This window comes from Brevundimonas sp. TWP3-1-2b1, from assembly GCF_049896165.1.
GTDB classification, from domain to species: domain Bacteria; phylum Pseudomonadota; class Alphaproteobacteria; order Caulobacterales; family Caulobacteraceae; genus Brevundimonas; species Brevundimonas subvibrioides_B.
The window spans coordinates 26,276-39,824 of the sequence record NZ_JAFCTT010000006.1 but is presented as its reverse complement, the minus strand read 5'-3'; the positions used below and the strand labels follow the sequence as shown (position 1 = coordinate 39,824).

General features: G+C 65.7%; 14 protein-coding genes and 1 tRNA gene. 9 read left to right on the top strand and 6 right to left on the bottom strand.

Annotation, left to right across the window (positions count from 1 at the left end):
- Positions 1–200 precede the first annotated feature (200 nt).
- Positions 201–1,034 carry a flagellin gene (locus ACP7AB_RS07230; RefSeq protein ID WP_425989780.1) on the bottom strand — a complete coding sequence of 278 codons (834 nt, stop codon included), beginning with the start codon at positions 1,032–1,034 and terminating at the stop codon, positions 201–203.
- A gap of 364 nt (positions 1,035–1,398) precedes the next feature.
- On the opposite strand from ACP7AB_RS07230, the gene ACP7AB_RS07225 reads away from it, so the two are divergent.
- Positions 1,399–2,814 carry a serine hydrolase domain-containing protein gene (locus tag ACP7AB_RS07225; protein ID WP_425989720.1) on the top strand — a complete coding sequence of 472 codons (1,416 nt, stop codon included), beginning with the start codon at positions 1,399–1,401 and terminating at the stop codon, positions 2,812–2,814.
- Positions 2,815–3,036: 222 nt separating this feature from the next.
- Here ACP7AB_RS07225 and ACP7AB_RS07220 read toward each other — a convergent pair.
- Positions 3,037–3,128: transfer RNA gene (locus tag ACP7AB_RS07220), tRNA-Ser, on the bottom strand.
- Between the two features lie 165 nt (positions 3,129–3,293).
- On the opposite strand from ACP7AB_RS07220, the gene ACP7AB_RS07215 reads away from it, so the two are divergent.
- The 3 genes from ACP7AB_RS07215 (at position 3,294) to egtB (ending at position 7,177) form a co-directional block, all read left to right on the top strand.
- Complete coding sequence (locus ACP7AB_RS07215) at positions 3,294–3,599, top strand: SCP2 sterol-binding domain-containing protein (RefSeq protein ID WP_303694948.1); 306 nt, start codon at positions 3,294–3,296, stop codon at positions 3,597–3,599.
- 81 nt (positions 3,600–3,680) lie between these two features.
- Positions 3,681–4,895, top strand: a complete 1,215-nt coding sequence (locus ACP7AB_RS07210; RefSeq protein WP_425989722.1) for an acyl-CoA dehydrogenase family protein — start codon at positions 3,681–3,683, stop codon at positions 4,893–4,895.
- A gap of 125 nt (positions 4,896–5,020) precedes the next feature.
- Complete coding sequence (gene egtB, locus ACP7AB_RS07205) at positions 5,021–7,177, top strand: ergothioneine biosynthesis protein EgtB (RefSeq protein ID WP_425989724.1); 2,157 nt, start codon at positions 5,021–5,023, stop codon at positions 7,175–7,177.
- Positions 7,178–7,514: 337 nt separating this feature from the next.
- Here the strand turns inward: egtB and ACP7AB_RS07200 are convergent, their stop codons facing one another.
- Both ACP7AB_RS07200 and ACP7AB_RS07195 read right to left on the bottom strand, forming a co-directional pair.
- Entirely contained in the window at positions 7,515–7,751 is a 237-nt protein-coding gene (locus tag ACP7AB_RS07200; RefSeq protein ID WP_425989726.1) for a general stress protein, read from the bottom strand.
- A gap of 97 nt (positions 7,752–7,848) precedes the next feature.
- Entirely contained in the window at positions 7,849–7,995 is a 147-nt protein-coding gene (locus ACP7AB_RS07195; protein WP_425989728.1) for a hypothetical protein, read from the bottom strand.
- A 98-nt stretch (positions 7,996–8,093) separates the two neighbouring features.
- Between ACP7AB_RS07195 and ACP7AB_RS07190 the strand changes: the two genes are divergently transcribed.
- Positions 8,094–8,387 carry a hypothetical protein gene (locus ACP7AB_RS07190; protein WP_425989730.1) on the top strand — a complete coding sequence of 98 codons (294 nt, stop codon included), beginning with the start codon at positions 8,094–8,096 and terminating at the stop codon, positions 8,385–8,387.
- Positions 8,388–8,391: 4 nt separating this feature from the next.
- Here ACP7AB_RS07190 and ACP7AB_RS07185 read toward each other — a convergent pair whose 3' ends face one another.
- Positions 8,392–9,105: an MBL fold metallo-hydrolase gene (locus ACP7AB_RS07185; RefSeq protein ID WP_425989731.1), complete on the bottom strand. Its 714-nt coding sequence runs from the start codon at positions 9,103–9,105 to the stop codon at positions 8,392–8,394.
- 179 nt (positions 9,106–9,284) lie between these two features.
- Here ACP7AB_RS07185 and tig point away from each other — a divergent pair, with 179 nt between their 5' ends.
- The 4 genes from tig (at position 9,285) to ACP7AB_RS07165 (ending at position 12,803) form a co-directional block, all read left to right on the top strand.
- The gene (tig, locus tag ACP7AB_RS07180) at positions 9,285–10,628 is read left to right on the top strand and encodes a trigger factor (RefSeq protein WP_425989733.1); all 1,344 of its coding nucleotides are present in this window, start codon (positions 9,285–9,287) and stop codon (positions 10,626–10,628) included.
- 62 nt (positions 10,629–10,690) lie between these two features.
- Positions 10,691–11,617, top strand: a complete 927-nt coding sequence (locus tag ACP7AB_RS07175; RefSeq protein WP_425989735.1) for a hypothetical protein — start codon at positions 10,691–10,693, stop codon at positions 11,615–11,617.
- A 149-nt stretch (positions 11,618–11,766) separates the two neighbouring features.
- A complete protein-coding gene (locus tag ACP7AB_RS07170; protein WP_303694957.1) occupies positions 11,767–12,408 on the top strand; it encodes an ATP-dependent Clp protease proteolytic subunit in 642 nt (213 codons plus the stop codon).
- Positions 12,409–12,482: 74 nt separating this feature from the next.
- The gene (locus ACP7AB_RS07165; protein ID WP_303694958.1) at positions 12,483–12,803 is read left to right on the top strand and encodes a hypothetical protein; all 321 of its coding nucleotides are present in this window, start codon (positions 12,483–12,485) and stop codon (positions 12,801–12,803) included.
- Here ACP7AB_RS07165 and ACP7AB_RS07160 read toward each other — a convergent pair.
- The gene (locus ACP7AB_RS07160; protein WP_425989737.1) at positions 12,800–13,456 is read right to left on the bottom strand and encodes an HAD-IB family hydrolase; all 657 of its coding nucleotides are present in this window, start codon (positions 13,454–13,456) and stop codon (positions 12,800–12,802) included. The two genes, ACP7AB_RS07165 and ACP7AB_RS07160, sit on opposite strands and share 4 nt — an antisense overlap.
- Between the last annotated feature and the right edge of the window lie 93 nt (positions 13,457–13,549).

Genomic DNA, 13,549 nt, shown 5'->3' with positions numbered 1-13,549 from the left:
GGTAATGGAGAAGACGGGCCGCCGCCTCAGCCCGACATCGAGCGTGGCTGTTTGCCCCAAACCTGCATTCCGGATGCAGCGCTCAGGATCAGTCTGCAAATCGGCTGTTTTGGGCCGAGACCGCCGAAGGTGTCGACGATCTGGGCGGCGAGTACGAGGCGCGGTTGGCGGCAGGACCGAAGCCCCGCCGCCGTGGCCGTCTATTTGAACAGGCCGAGCAGGATCGAGGTCGAGGAGTTGGCGATCGACAGAGCCTGCACACCCAGCTGTTGCTTGGTTTGCAGCGACTGCAGTCGCGCGCTTTCCTTGGCCAGATCCGCATCGACCAGGTTGCCCACGCCGTTCTCCAGAGCGTCGGAGAGCTTGCCGACGAAGGTGCGGTGCGTGTCCAGCGACTTGGCGCCGGTGCCCAGGCGAGCCAGGGCGGACGAGACGTTGTCGATCGAAGCGTTGATTGCCGTCAGAGCGGTTGTCGCCAGGGTCGAGGTGCCGATGGTCGCGGTCGCGGCCAAGGTCACATTGGCGCCGCCCAGCGACAGATTTTCGGGCGCCACCTTGATGGTGGAGCCGGCCGTGTTCGACAGAGCCTTGAAGCCGTTGGTGCCGGTCGAGTTGTCCAGCATGTTCACGCCGTTGAACTTAGCATTGGAGACCACCGTGGCGATCTGGTCGCGGATGGACTTGAAGTCTTCGTTCAAGGCCTTGCGCGAGGCCGTGGACAGCGACTTGTCAGTCGCCGACAGGGCCTTTTCCTTCAGCTGGACCAGCAGGTCGGAGACGGATTCACCGGCAGCAATGGAAACGTCGGCGACGGACGAACCGCGATCCAGGCTGTCCTTGACGGCGCCCAGGGCACTGATCTCACCGCGCTGGCCCTGGGCGATAGCCCAGATAGCGCCGTTGTCCTTGGCCGTATTGACCTTCTTCCCCGTATTGATCCGGTTTTGCACCGTATCAAGCTGAGCCCTGGTGGTTTGCAGGTTCTGCAATGCCACTAACGCCCCAGAGTTCGTGTTCACGCTGTTCAGCGCCATAACGATGTTTCCCATTCCAAGGTTTCGGAGCCTTTTTGGCGTCCGAGAGCATTTTGCTCACCTCGCAAGGTAGGTAGATTTACCTAAGATATGCCAAACGCCGTTCGGTAAGATTCCGGATGCTGTTTGGGTTGGATTGTTAGCCGGCTCGCGGCACTATTTCCGGAACTGGCGCTTAGGCGAAAAGCGGGCAGGGCGGCAATGACCGGGTCTGACTCGCAGCGTCGGCGCGGAATATCCGCTCTTCAACATCGCTTCAAAGTCCAACCTTCCGCCCGGGCCAAACCACGACGCCGTCAGAACTCGTCGCATTGACCGTCGCTGCAAGGCGGCGTTCCTTCCCCCGCACAGGCAGGGGAAACACATGCTGAACCGACGTGGACTGATGGGAGCGGCGCTTGTGGGGATGGGCCTCGCAGGCTGTGGCGAGGAGGCGGCGTCGGAACCGCAGTTGGGGCCGGCGGGCGACGGATCCCCGCCGCCCTTGCCCGAAAGCCTGGCCGCGACGCTCGGCGCGCTTGTGGACGGCTCCGGAAGCGTCGGCGGGGTGGTCGTGGCTGCCCGCCACGGTGAGCCCGCCGGGGTCTTTGCCTGGGGCGACGCCCGACGCTCCCCGCGCCGACCTGTTACGCCAGAAACCCTGTTCCACATCGGCTCGAACGGCAAATTCATCACGGGCGTAGCGGTGCTTCAACTTGTGCAGGCGGGCAGGATCGCCCTGGGCGATCGGCTTGGCGCCCATGTGACGGGTCTGCCCTCCGTGTTGGCCCAGACGCCGATCGCGAACCTGCTGCACCAGACCACGGGCCTGCCCGACTATCTGGATCAAGTGGAGGACTGGTCCGAACCGGTCAGCCGCCGGATGATCTTCGATGCGGTGTCAGAGGGCCGCGACTTCGAGCCCGGCGAGGCCTGGGCCTATTCCAACACCAACTATTTCGTACTCGGCTGGCTGATCGAGGCGGTCAGTGGAATGACCTATGCCGACTATGTGCGCGAACGCGTCTTCGCCCCCGCCGGCCTTCGCTTTGCGCGCCCGGACGCGACCGCGACCGACATCGCCGCCCGCGCTCAGGGTTTCACCCTGAATGGCGCAACACTGTCCAAGGCGGACCAGATGGAGGACGAGATGAGCCGCGCGGCCGACGGCGGCGTCCTGTTCAGCGCTCTGGACTGGGCCCCCTGGTGTCGGGCCCTCGCTGCCTCGACCCTGATGTCACCTCAGACCACAGCCCTGGCCTGGCAGCCCGGGAGCCTCCGCACCGGCCGCGCCGCGCCTTACGGAGCCGGGGTCTTTCTGGAGCGGTGTCGCGGCCAGGCGCTCCACCACCACACCGGGTCGGTGCCCGGGTTCGTCTCCCAGACGATGGCGTTCGGCGGATCGGGCATCCAGGTTCTGGCTGTCTGCAACACCGACGAGGACGGGGAGCCGCCGCTGGAGGACCTGGCACTCGCCATAGCCGAGGGGCTCGCCCCCGGCTCGACCTATCTGACCCAGCCCCTGATGGCCGAGGACGCCCGGACCGCCCTCTTGCGCCGCGCCTTTGGCCGCGCTGACGCCGATCTGCCTGACAGCCTGCTGGCGTCCGAGATCATCGCCTCGGGCGGCGAGACAGCCCCGTCATGGGGCGTACGGCCCGGACACGTCTTCGCACCGGTCGAGCGCTGGTCAGTCACCGGAGGCGAGATGGTCCGGTATCGGTGGGTCGGCGACATCGGGGAAAGAGGCCACGTCGTTGTCGGCTGGACCGAGGACGACGAGGTCTTCTGGATCTATTGATCCGCAGGGTGCGAATAAGATTCGAATAGCCAGTACTATTTTCGCTGTAGGCCGCGGAAATGTGGGCACTAAATTAACGCGAATAAGAACTAGAGATTTCCCTGAAGTAAAATGCCGAAATTTCGCTGCTCTAAGGACATTAGAGACTGAGATTTTCTGATGATCGTCACCATCAATAACTTCACAGTACCTAATGGGACCGTGAAGTTATTGATAAGTTGCTGGCGGAGACGGAGGGATTCGAACCCTCGATACCCCTTACAGGGTATGACGATTTAGCAAACCGTTGCCTTCAGCCACTCGGCCACGTCTCCGGCAGGCAGGCTCGATAGCGGAGCCCGCGCCGGGGCGCAATCCGCCGTTTCGGAATGTTGTGATCCTGATCGTCCAGCCGGGGGCCGCAGTTTCCCCGACGTGATCTTGTGAGGCGGCCTATGGAGGGATAGGGCTTCGGCTCCACATTCTCAGGGAGACCCTCCATGGCCGATCTGGCTCAAGTGACCGAACACATCCGCGGCGCCGTCGGCGACAACTCCGGTCTGGGCAAGACCGTGAAGATCGACCTGGGCGACGTGGGCAGGATCTTCATCGACGGCGCCTCGGTCCCGAACACCGTCACCAACGAGGACAAGCCCGCCGACGCCACCGTCTCCATGACCTGGGACGACTTCATGGCCCTGTCGGACGGCAAGCTGGACCCGATGATGGCCTTCATGCAGGGCAAGCTGAAGATCGCCGGCGACATGATGATCGCCCAGAAGCTGGCCCCGCTGCTGAAGCGCTAGTGGTCGGCTAACAAAAGCTATACGCCAGAACGGCGCGGTCCTGCGGATCGCGCCGTTCGCATATCGGGAAGGACGACATCCATGGATTTCAAGCACTCGGACCGGGCCCTGCACTGGCAGGAGCGGGTCACGCGGTTCCTCGACGACAAGGTGGCGCCGCGCGCCGCCGACTACTGGGCCGACGTTCATAGCGACCACACCGTCCAGTCACCGACCATGGAGGCCTTGAAGGCCGAGGCGCGTGAGGCGGGCCTGTGGAACATGTTCCTTCCGGGGGACCACGGTGCGGGCCTGACCAACCTGGAATATGCCCCCCTGGCCGAGGCCATGGGCCGCGCGGGCCTGTGGACGCCCGAGGTGTTCAACTGCAACGCCCCGGACACCGGCAATATGGAGGTGCTCCATATGTACGGGAACGCGGCCCAGCAGGATCGCTGGCTCAAGCCCCTGATGGCCGGCGAGATCCGCTCCGCCTTCCTGATGACCGAGCCGGCCGTGGCCTCCTCGGACGCGACCAACATCCAGACCTCGATCGTCCGCGACGGCGATGAGTATGTGATCAACGGCCGCAAATGGTGGTCGACCAACATGGGTCACCCGAACGTCGCCATCTCCATCGTGATGGGCAAGACCGACACGGGCGCCGCAACCCACCAGCAGCAGTCCCAGATTCTGGTGCCGACCAATACCCCCGGCTTCCGCATCGAGCGGATGCTGACCGTGTTCGGCTATGACGAGCGTCCGATCGGCCATGCCGAGGTCGTGCTCGACAACGTCCGGGTGCCGGTCGAAAACCTGATCGCCGGCGAGGGCAGGGGCTTCGAGATCGCCCAGGGCCGCCTCGGGCCGGGCCGTATCCACCACTGCATGCGCGTCATCGGCGCGGCGGAAAAGGCGCTGGAGCTGATGTGCGAGCGGCTGCTGAACCGCACCGCCTTCAAAAAGCAGCTGGCCGAGCATTCGGTGTGGGAGCAACGGGTCGGCGAGGCGCGCACCAATATCGAAATGTGCCGCCTGATGGTCCTGAAGGCCGCCTGGATGATGGACAACGGCGGAGCCAAGAACGCCAAGTCCGAGATCGCCCAGATCAAGGTCGCGGCGCCCAAGATGGCGCTGCAGATCATCGACGACGCCATCCAGGCCTTCGGCGGCGCAGGCGTCTCGGGCGACACGCCCCTGGCCGAGATGTACGCTGGCGTCCGCACCCTGCGCCTCGCCGATGGCCCGGACGAGGTGCACAATCGCACCATCGCGCGGCTGGAATACGCCAAGCATGGCGGCAAGCCGGTCCGCTGAGCATGTGAAGGTGACGGTGCGGGGCGCGCACCGTCATTTTCCTCGGCAACGAAACCAGAACGGCCGTGTTTACGTAGGTTGGGATGAACCGGCGGTTTGTCCAGCGCCGCGCGGAGCAACGTCCGATGAATTCTTTACCCCGGATCGTCCCTGTTGAGGCTGACTTTCTGCTTCGCTTTCGGGAGGTGCGCGCTGCGATGCCCGCTCTGGCCGAGGGTCTGTCTGCCGAGGATCTGGCCGCGCAGTCGATGCCGGACGCCAGTCCCGGCAAATGGCACCTGGCCCACACGAGCTGGTTCTTCGAGGCGATGATCCTGGCGGCCAAGCCGGGCTATGAGCCGGTTGATCGGCAGCTGCAGCAACTGTTCAACTCCTACTACGAGAGCCTGGGGCGGCGGGTCGAACGCCACGAGCGCGGCCTGATGACCCGGCCGTCGCTGGACGAGGTCCTGGCCTATCGCGCCGAGATCGACCGGCGCATCGCCGACCGGATCGGGCGCGGCTTCGAGGGTCTGGAAGAGTATCTGTTCGTTCTGGGCCTGCATCACGATCAGCAGCATCAGGAGCTGTTCCTGATGGACCTGCTGAACCTGATGTCGCGTTCGCCGCTCGATCCGGCAGCCTACGACGTCGAACCACGGCCTGGCGGGCCGCTGCAGCCGGGGCGGGGCGGTCAGACCCGGTTCGAGGGCGGGCTCGTCGACATAGGGCATGATGGGTCGGGCTTCGCGTTCGACAACGAAGGACCGCGTCACCGGGCATGGCTGGAGCCCTTCCTGCTGGATCATGACCTGGTCACAAATGGCCAGTGGCTGGCATTCATGGCCGATGGCGGCTACCGGCGGCCCGAACTGTGGCTGGCCGACGGCTGGGCGGTGGTGAAGACCGAGGGCTGGGACGCGCCGCTCTACTGGCGTCAGGACGCCGGCGAATGGACCGTCCTGGGTCTCGCCGGGCGCGCGCCGGTCGATCCCGAGGTTCCGGTGCGGCACATCAGCGCCTATGAGGCCGACGCCTTCGCCCACTGGACCGGCAAACGTCTGCCGACCGAGGCGGAGTGGGAAAGCGCGGTGGCGACCGCGCCGGACGTCTTCTCCAACCTGTTCGGCGAGGTGTGGCAGCACACCTCCAGCGCCTATTCACCCTATCCCGGCTTCAGGCCCACCGAGGGCACGGCGTCGGAGTACAACGGCAAGTTCATGGCCAACCAGCGGGTCCTGCGGGGCGGCGCGTTCGCCACGCCGCCGGGGCACACGCGGGCCACATACCGCAACTTCTTCTATCCGCGTCAAAGGTGGGCCTTCATGGGTTTGAGACTGGCGTCCGACGCCCCGGCGGGCGAACGCGCGCGCATCGAAGACCTGGAGACCGCACGGTTCCGGGCCGAACTGGTCGCTGGCCTCTCGCGGCCGGAAAAGTCGGTGTCGCCCAAATGGTTCTACGATGCCACCGGGTCGGAACTGTTCGAGGACATCACCCGGCTGCCGGAATACTATCCGACGCGTCAGGAGGCGGCCCTGCTGCGCGAGATGGCGCCGGGCCTGACCGGGCATTTCGGCGACAACGCCGTCCTCGTCGAGTTCGGCTCCGGGGCCAGCGAGAAGACCCGCATCCTGCTGGATTCCGCGCCGACGCTGCAGGCCTATGTCCCTATCGACATCAGCCCTGACGCCCTGAACGCCGCCGCCGCCAGTATTGCCGAGGCCTACCCGCACATGGAGGTGGCGCCGATGGTCGGCGATTTCCTCAACCTCGCGCCCCTGCCGGAACTGGGCCGCGGTCGTCGCGTCGGCTTCTTCCCGGGGTCGACGATCGGCAATCTGGAGGAGGACCAGGCTGTGGCCTTCCTGGCCAATGCGCGCGATCGCCTCGGCCCGTCATCGCTGTTCATCCTCGGCGTCGATCTGGTCAAGGATCCGGCTGTGCTGGTCGCCGCCTATGACGACGCCCAGGGCGTGACGGCGGCCTTCAACATGAATCTGCTGGTCCGCGCCAATCGCGAACTGGGCGCCGACTTCGATCTGGACGGGTTCGAGCACGTCGCGGTCTGGAACCTCGAACGGTCCCGGATGGAGATGCACCTGCGCGCTGAGCGGGACATCGAGGCCCATATCGGCGGGGCCATGATCCCGTTCGTCGCCGGCGAGACCATCCATACCGAGAGCTCACGAAAGTTCACCGAGGCCTCCGTGACGGCGATGGCCGAGGCTGCGGGCTGGCGGGTTGTGTCCTTCCAGCAGAGCCCTGATCCGTCCGTGGCCCTGGTTCTGCTCGCGGCCTGATACGCCACCAGGGGTCGGCGCGCTGGCAATACGCCCGGACGACGTCGAACAAATTTTTCTGTTCGACGTCGAAATTCCGATCTGGGCAGTCGCAGCGGGCCTCCACCAGCCGCGAGCGCGCCCTGGTCCGGCGCGGGTGTAATGTTCGGGATCGCGGTTCGCGGAGAGGGTGAGCGCGGATTTCGTCCGGGTCGGCCGTTTCGTCAGGGTGTTTTTTCGTCCAGACGGACCGACAAAACCCCGAAACGCATCGGCCGAGACTGCGGAATGGGCCCGGCAAACAAAAAGGGCGGCCGGTTCGCACCGGCCGCCCTCTCTGCTTCACCTTCGGCCCGACCTAGTCGGCCTGGCCTTCAGCCTCGTCGAGATCGCCGGGACGACGCGAGCCGTGGGAGGCCTCGCCCCCCTTGCGGCCGGCCTGTGCGGCCAGGCTGCGGTCCTGAGAGAAGCTGCGCTTCTCGCTGGGGACGCTGGCTCCGCCCTTGCGGGCGATCTCGCGCTGCCGCTCGGGGTCCATCGAGGCAAAGCCTCGTTTGGAGACACCGGAGGGACGGGTGGGCTGTCCTTGGGCCATGTGAGGCTCCCTTTCGACTGTCATGCTTTCGCTCGCAGATGAGAACCCCGAAGCTCGGCGCCGGTTCCGAAGGCTCGGCATTTCAACAGTCTCCGAATCAGTCTGCGCCTGGTCTTTCGACCTCTCCGTCGTTGTCGCCGGGCTGTGGCGGCACCTCGTCTGGCGTACCCGCCGGATCGATTTCCGGTTGCGGCGACGGCGTCATCGGCGGGGTGATCTCGGGCTGGGGGGTGGGGTCGGTCATGGTGTGATCTCGCGGCCCGGATTGGGCTTCACAAGACGGAACCGCCGACCGTCGCCCGGGTTCAATCGACCTGATCACAAGCCCGGCAGGAGTTCGCCATGACCGACATCAATCTGACCAATCTCAGCGCCGAAGACATCCTCGACGACGCCGATGATCAACGCGTTCGCCTCGATCGCGCAGGCGATCGCTGGATGGCCGATGCCGAGGCGCGCACCTTCGCCCGTGAGCAGGGCCTGCGCGAGGCGGTTCGCTCGGATATCGAGGCCGGCCGCAACTGGGCCCGCGAACGGACCGTCGTCGCCCGCACCAGGATCGAGGAAAAGCCGTTGAAGGCGACGGTCTACGCCCTCGGCGTCGGCGTGCTGATCGGCCTGTTGCTGCGCCGCTGAGGCGTCAGGCCGGACCGACCGGCTCCCGGACCAGCGGCGTCCGGGCGACCGCCGCATCGGACACGAACGGATTGGTCCGGCGCTCCTCCCCGAAGGTCGAGATCGCGCCGTGGCCGGGCACGAAGGTGACGTCATCGCCCAGCGGCCACAGCTTCGTCACCACCGACCGGATCAGGGCGTTCGGGTCGCTGCGCGGAAAGTCGGTGCGGCCGACCGAGCCCTTGAACAGGACGTCGCCGACCTGGGCGAATCGCGCCGCCCGATTGAAGAAGATCACATGCCCCGGCGTGTGGCCCGGGCAATGGGCGACCTCCCAGGTCGTCTCGCCCAGCGTCACAGTGTCGGCGTCGCCCAGCCAGCGGGTCGGGGTGAAGGTCCGCGCATCAGGAATGCCCCAGCGCTGACCCTGCTCGGGCAGGTCGGCGATCCAGAACTGATCCTCGGGATGCGGCCCGATAATCGGGGCGCCGGACTTCTCGGCCATCTCCGCCGCGCCCGCCGCGTGGTCGAGGTGGCCGTGGGTGATCCAGATCTGCTCCAGCGCCAGGCCGCGTCGGGCCACCTCGGCCATCACCGTATCGACCGAGCCGCCCGGATCGATCACCGCGGCCCGCATCGTCGCCGTGCACCAGACGGTGGTGCAGTTCTGCTGCAGCGGCGTGACTGGGGTCACGAACACGCCGATGGGGGAGGGGGACAGAGAAGCGGAGTGGGTCATTCCACCGACATAGCGAGCCTGTGTGTCTGGTGAAACCGCCTCCGCGTTGACCTTTTGGGTCCATCTCGACATAAGGGCGGGCTGCGAGGCGCCGCTCCGGATGGGGCGGCCCTTTCTGCTTTTCCCCATCTTTGCGCGCGCCGATGCTCGGCGCCGCTCCAGAGCGTCAGATTCGTCCCATGCAAGTCGTCCAGAACACCACCGAAGGCCTGAGCCGCATCATCACCGTGACCGTGCCGGTCGCCGAACTGAACGCCAAGCTGGACGCCAAACTGGCCGAGATGGCCCCGAAGATGAAGCTGAAGGGCTTCCGTCCCGGCAAGGTGCCCGCGTCGCACGTCAAGAAGACGTTCGGTCGCGACATGATGGGCGAGATCGTCAACGACGCCATCAACGCGTCGAGCCAGGCCGCCCTTGAAGAGATCAAGGTGCGCCCGGCCGCTCCCGCCGACATGAAACTGACCTCGGACATGGAAAAGGTCCTGGCCGGTTCCGACGACCTGGCCTTCGAAATGGCCCTGGAAGTCATGCCCGACTTCACTCCGATCGATCCCAAGACCCTGAAGCTGGACCGTCCCGTCTACGAGGCCTCCGACGAGGATCTGGACGAGGCGCTGAAGGAACTGGCCGGCCAGGCCAAGTCCTACGAGGACAAGAAGGGCAAGACCGTGAAGGCCGCCGACGGCGACCAGGTCACCATTGACTACCTCGGCAAGCTGGACGGCGTGGCTTTCGACGGCGGGACCGCCGAAGACGCCGACCTGGTGATCGGTTCGAACCGCTTCATCCCCGGCTTCGAAGAGCAACTGAAGGGCGCCAAGGTCGGCGACGAGAAAACGATCGAAGTCACCTTCCCGGCCGACTATCAGGCGGCCAATCTGGCCGGCAAACTGGCCACCTTCGACATCAAGGTGAAGGCCATCAAGGCTGAGGTCGAAGCCACGGTCGATGAAGAGTTCGCCAAGCGCATCGGCCTGGAGTCGCTGGACAAGCTGAAGGATCTGCTGCGCCAGAACCTGAACCAGCAATACGCCGGCGCCGCCCGCTACAAGCTCAAGCGCGCCCTACTGGACCAGCTGGACACCGCCCATAGCTTCGAGCTGCCGCCCAAGATGGTCGAGGCCGAGTTCGAAGGCATCTGGCAGCAGGTCGAGGCCGACAAGGCCGCCGGAAACCTGCCGGAAGAGGACGCCAAGAAATCCGACAAGAAGCTCAGGGAAGAGTACCGCAAGATCGCCGAACGCCGCGTGCGTCTGGGTCTGGTGCTTGCCGAGATCGGCAGGGCCAACAATATCGGCGTCACCGATCAGGAACTGAACAACGCCATCATGGCCGAGGCCCGCAACTACCGTGGCCAGGAGCGCCAGGTCCTGGACTTCTATCGCCAGAACCCGAACGCTGCCGCCCAGATGCGCGCCCCGATCTATGAGGAAAAGGTCGTCGACCTGATCTTCGGCCAGGCCAAGGTGACAGACACCCCGATCACCAAGGACGAGCTGCTCAAGGACGAAGACGAAGGCTGAGGCTTGCCACTCGCCTGACGGGCGGTTAGCCTTGTCTTTTCGCGTTTGGGTAGTGGGTTGACATGCTGGTTTCGGTTCTTTCGATCGCGCTTATGCTCGCCGGGGCGCAGGCTGCTTCTCCGGCCTCAGGCGTCCAGGCCGCGCCTCAGGACGAATCGACCACTCTGTCGACCATCGAAGTCGAGGGCCAACGCCGCACCGCCTACGACGCGGCCCGCGCCTTCACCAACGAGATTCTGGTCACGCCGCCCCGGCGCGGCATCGCCCGCTGGCGCACGACGGACCCGATCTGCCCCGGCGTCGTGAACATGCAGCAGGATGTGGCGCAGGCCCTGGCCGACCGTATCGCCGACCGGGTGATCGAATTGGGGCTTCAAGCGGGGGAGCCGGGCTGCAAGGCCAATATGATCATCGTCGGGGCCGACGACGGCGCCGCCATGGCCAGCAGCCTCATCGAGGCCCGCCCGAAAGCCTATATCACCGGCATCGCCGGAACCTCGCTGACCTATCGCGCCCTGAACGTCTTCCGTACCTCCGACGCCCCGGTTCGCTGGTGGATGCTGACCGTGCCGCTCGACGCACGGACCGGAGAAGTCACCGTTCGAACGCCAGATTCGGAAGACGCGCCGATCCGCCGCATCGACGGCGCGGGTCGCCTGCGCAGTCAGGACATCAACGCCATATTCCAGGTCATGGTCGTCGTCGATGTGAACCGCATCGGCACGGTCGATGTCGGACAGCTCGGCGACTACATCGCCATGGTCGCCTTGGCCCAGGTCGACGCCCAGGCCGATGTGGCTGGGTTCGAGACCGTGCTGAACCTGTTCCAGGACCCGGCCGGCGTCTCCGGTCTGACGGACTGGGACCTGACCTATCTGCGCCAGCTCTACGCCGCCGATCTCAGTGTCCTGAGCGCCTCCGCACAGGTCGGCAGGATCGCGGGCGCCATGGCGCGGGCCGAGGAAGCGGACGATGCGACCGGCGACTGACGGGGCGACGATGACCCGACCAGCCTGATCGTCGCGTCCGGGTGACCGTTTCGGTTCCCCCCCGGCTTGTATCGCTTGCACCGGACCGCAATATGAGGACGGAACCGCGACCGACGTGAGTCGCGGGCCCCAGCATTCAGCGAGACCTCATGCGCGACCCGATCGACTACATCTCCTCGAACCTCGTCCCCATGGTGGTGGAGCAGTCCAGTAGAGGCGAGCGCGCCTTCGACATCTTCTCCCGCCTGCTGCGCGAACGGATCATCTTCCTGACCGGCCCGTTCGAGGACAGCATGGCCAGCCTGATCTGCGCCCAGCTGCTGTTCCTGGAATCGGAGAACCCGAAGAAGGAAATCAGCATGTACATCAACAGTCCCGGTGGTCAGGTGACCTCGGCGCTCGCGATCTACGACACCATGCAATACATCAAGTCGCCGGTCTCGACGGTGGTCATGGGGATGGCGGCCTCGGCCGGCTCCCTGATCCTGACGGCCGGCGAGGCGGGCCAGCGTATCGCCCTGCCGAACGCCCGCGTCATGGTCCACCAGCCCTCGGGCGGCTTCCGCGGCACGGCCTCGGACATCGAGCGCCACGCCGAGGACATCATCGCCACCAAGCGCCGCCTGAACGAAATCTACGTCCACCACACGGGCCGGACCTATGAGGAGGTCGAGCGCACCCTGGACCGCGACCACTTCATGACCGCCGAGGAGTCGAAGGCCTGGGGCATCGTCGACCACGTCTACGACAAGCGCAGCGAGGCCGAGGCGGACGGCATCAAGACCGTCTGATCCATTCGGACGAATGAACAGAGAAGGGCGCGCCGGGATCGGCGCGCCCTTTTCGTTTGTGCTATCAGCGCCCGATGCAGCACACGCGCGATCTCAAAGGCGTCGTCCAGGTCGACGGCGAAGACTACGAATGGGAAGTCCGGCGCCAGCCGCAGCGGACCACCGGCAACAACTGGGACGGCGTCGGCATCGCCCTTAAGCTCGTTGACGCCCAGCGCGAGGCCATCGTCATGTTTCCGATGGTGATGCGCGCCAACGGCACCCCGAACTTCGAGCGCCAGCGCATCAATCTGGAGAGCGTCAAGAACGCCATCGCCTCGGCGATCGCCGCCGGCTGGGACCCCACCTCGCGCGGCAAGGTCGTCGTCTTCGACGTCGATGCAGACGGCAACTAACGGCGCGCCGGTCGTCCGGTAAACACGCGGAAGCCCGGCTGTTCTGCGATCGCCAGCATCTCGGTGTCGCCCGAGGTATCGCCATAGGCGGCCGTCAGCTTCAGATCCGGCCCGAACGCCTCCTGCAGACGACGCACCTTTTCCTCGCCGCGGCAGTTGGGGCTCGAGAAGGCGCCGGTGACCCGGTCCTGGTCGTCGAAGGTCAGGTGAGTGCCCAGCAGGCCCTCCGCCCCCAGTCGCCGGGCGAACGGAGCCACGGTGATCTCCGGCGAGGCGGTCACGATCACGCGATGGGCGCCTTGGCGACCCCAGTCTTCCCAGACCCTCAGCGCGTCCGGTCGCATGAATTGGTCCCAGGCGTGATCAGCGAAGAGGGCGGCATCTGCTTCCAGCTCGGTGCGGGTGACGCCCTTGAGAAAGACCTTCACCGAGGCGGCCTTGATGGCGCCCCGGTCGCGATCCCGTGCATAGGCCGCTGTGGCCCGGGCCATCCTGACCAGTCCCAGGGCCCAGCCGCGCGACCCGGCCCGCCAGCGCAGGAACTGGGTGAAGCTGTCGCGAACCGTCAGCGTGCCGTCGAAATCGAACGCGACGATGGGTCGCGAGCGATCCTCGGACTGGCGAAAGCCGCCCGTGGCGCCCATGTCACCCATTCGCCGTGATCTCCATCCAGCCTGAACAGTCCACGTCAGTCGCGCTTCGCCGGTCTTCGGCGGGGTTGTGGCGAGCGTGCGGATGGTTGATTG

What these genes read in the sequence shown, in the direction of transcription:
- ACP7AB_RS07210 (WP_425989722.1), top strand. Translation starts at nt 3,681, where the DNA reads ATGGATTTCAAGCACTCGGACCGGGCCCTGCACTGGCAGGAGCGGGTC.
- ACP7AB_RS07165 (WP_303694958.1), top strand. Translation starts at nt 12,483, where the DNA reads ATGCAGCACACGCGCGATCTCAAAGGCGTCGTCCAGGTCGACGGCGAA.
- ACP7AB_RS07175 (WP_425989735.1), top strand. Translation starts at nt 10,691, where the DNA reads ATGCTGGTTTCGGTTCTTTCGATCGCGCTTATGCTCGCCGGGGCGCAG.
- egtB (WP_425989724.1), top strand. Translation starts at nt 5,021, where the DNA reads ATGAATTCTTTACCCCGGATCGTCCCTGTTGAGGCTGACTTTCTGCTT.
- ACP7AB_RS07185 (WP_425989731.1), bottom strand. Translation starts at nt 9,105, where the DNA reads ATGACCCACTCCGCTTCTCTGTCCCCCTCCCCCATCGGCGTGTTCGTG.
- ACP7AB_RS07190 (WP_425989730.1), top strand. Translation starts at nt 8,094, where the DNA reads ATGACCGACATCAATCTGACCAATCTCAGCGCCGAAGACATCCTCGAC.
- ACP7AB_RS07200 (WP_425989726.1), bottom strand. Translation starts at nt 7,751, where the DNA reads ATGGCCCAAGGACAGCCCACCCGTCCCTCCGGTGTCTCCAAACGAGGC.
- ACP7AB_RS07225 (WP_425989720.1), top strand. Translation starts at nt 1,399, where the DNA reads ATGCTGAACCGACGTGGACTGATGGGAGCGGCGCTTGTGGGGATGGGC.
- ACP7AB_RS07215 (WP_303694948.1), top strand. Translation starts at nt 3,294, where the DNA reads ATGGCCGATCTGGCTCAAGTGACCGAACACATCCGCGGCGCCGTCGGC.
- ACP7AB_RS07195 (WP_425989728.1), bottom strand. Translation starts at nt 7,995, where the DNA reads ATGACCGACCCCACCCCCCAGCCCGAGATCACCCCGCCGATGACGCCG.
- ACP7AB_RS07230 (WP_425989780.1), bottom strand. Translation starts at nt 1,034, where the DNA reads ATGGCGCTGAACAGCGTGAACACGAACTCTGGGGCGTTAGTGGCATTG.
- ACP7AB_RS07170 (WP_303694957.1), top strand. Translation starts at nt 11,767, where the DNA reads ATGCGCGACCCGATCGACTACATCTCCTCGAACCTCGTCCCCATGGTG.
- tig (WP_425989733.1), top strand. Translation starts at nt 9,285, where the DNA reads ATGCAAGTCGTCCAGAACACCACCGAAGGCCTGAGCCGCATCATCACC.
- ACP7AB_RS07160 (WP_425989737.1), bottom strand. Translation starts at nt 13,456, where the DNA reads ATGGGTGACATGGGCGCCACGGGCGGCTTTCGCCAGTCCGAGGATCGC.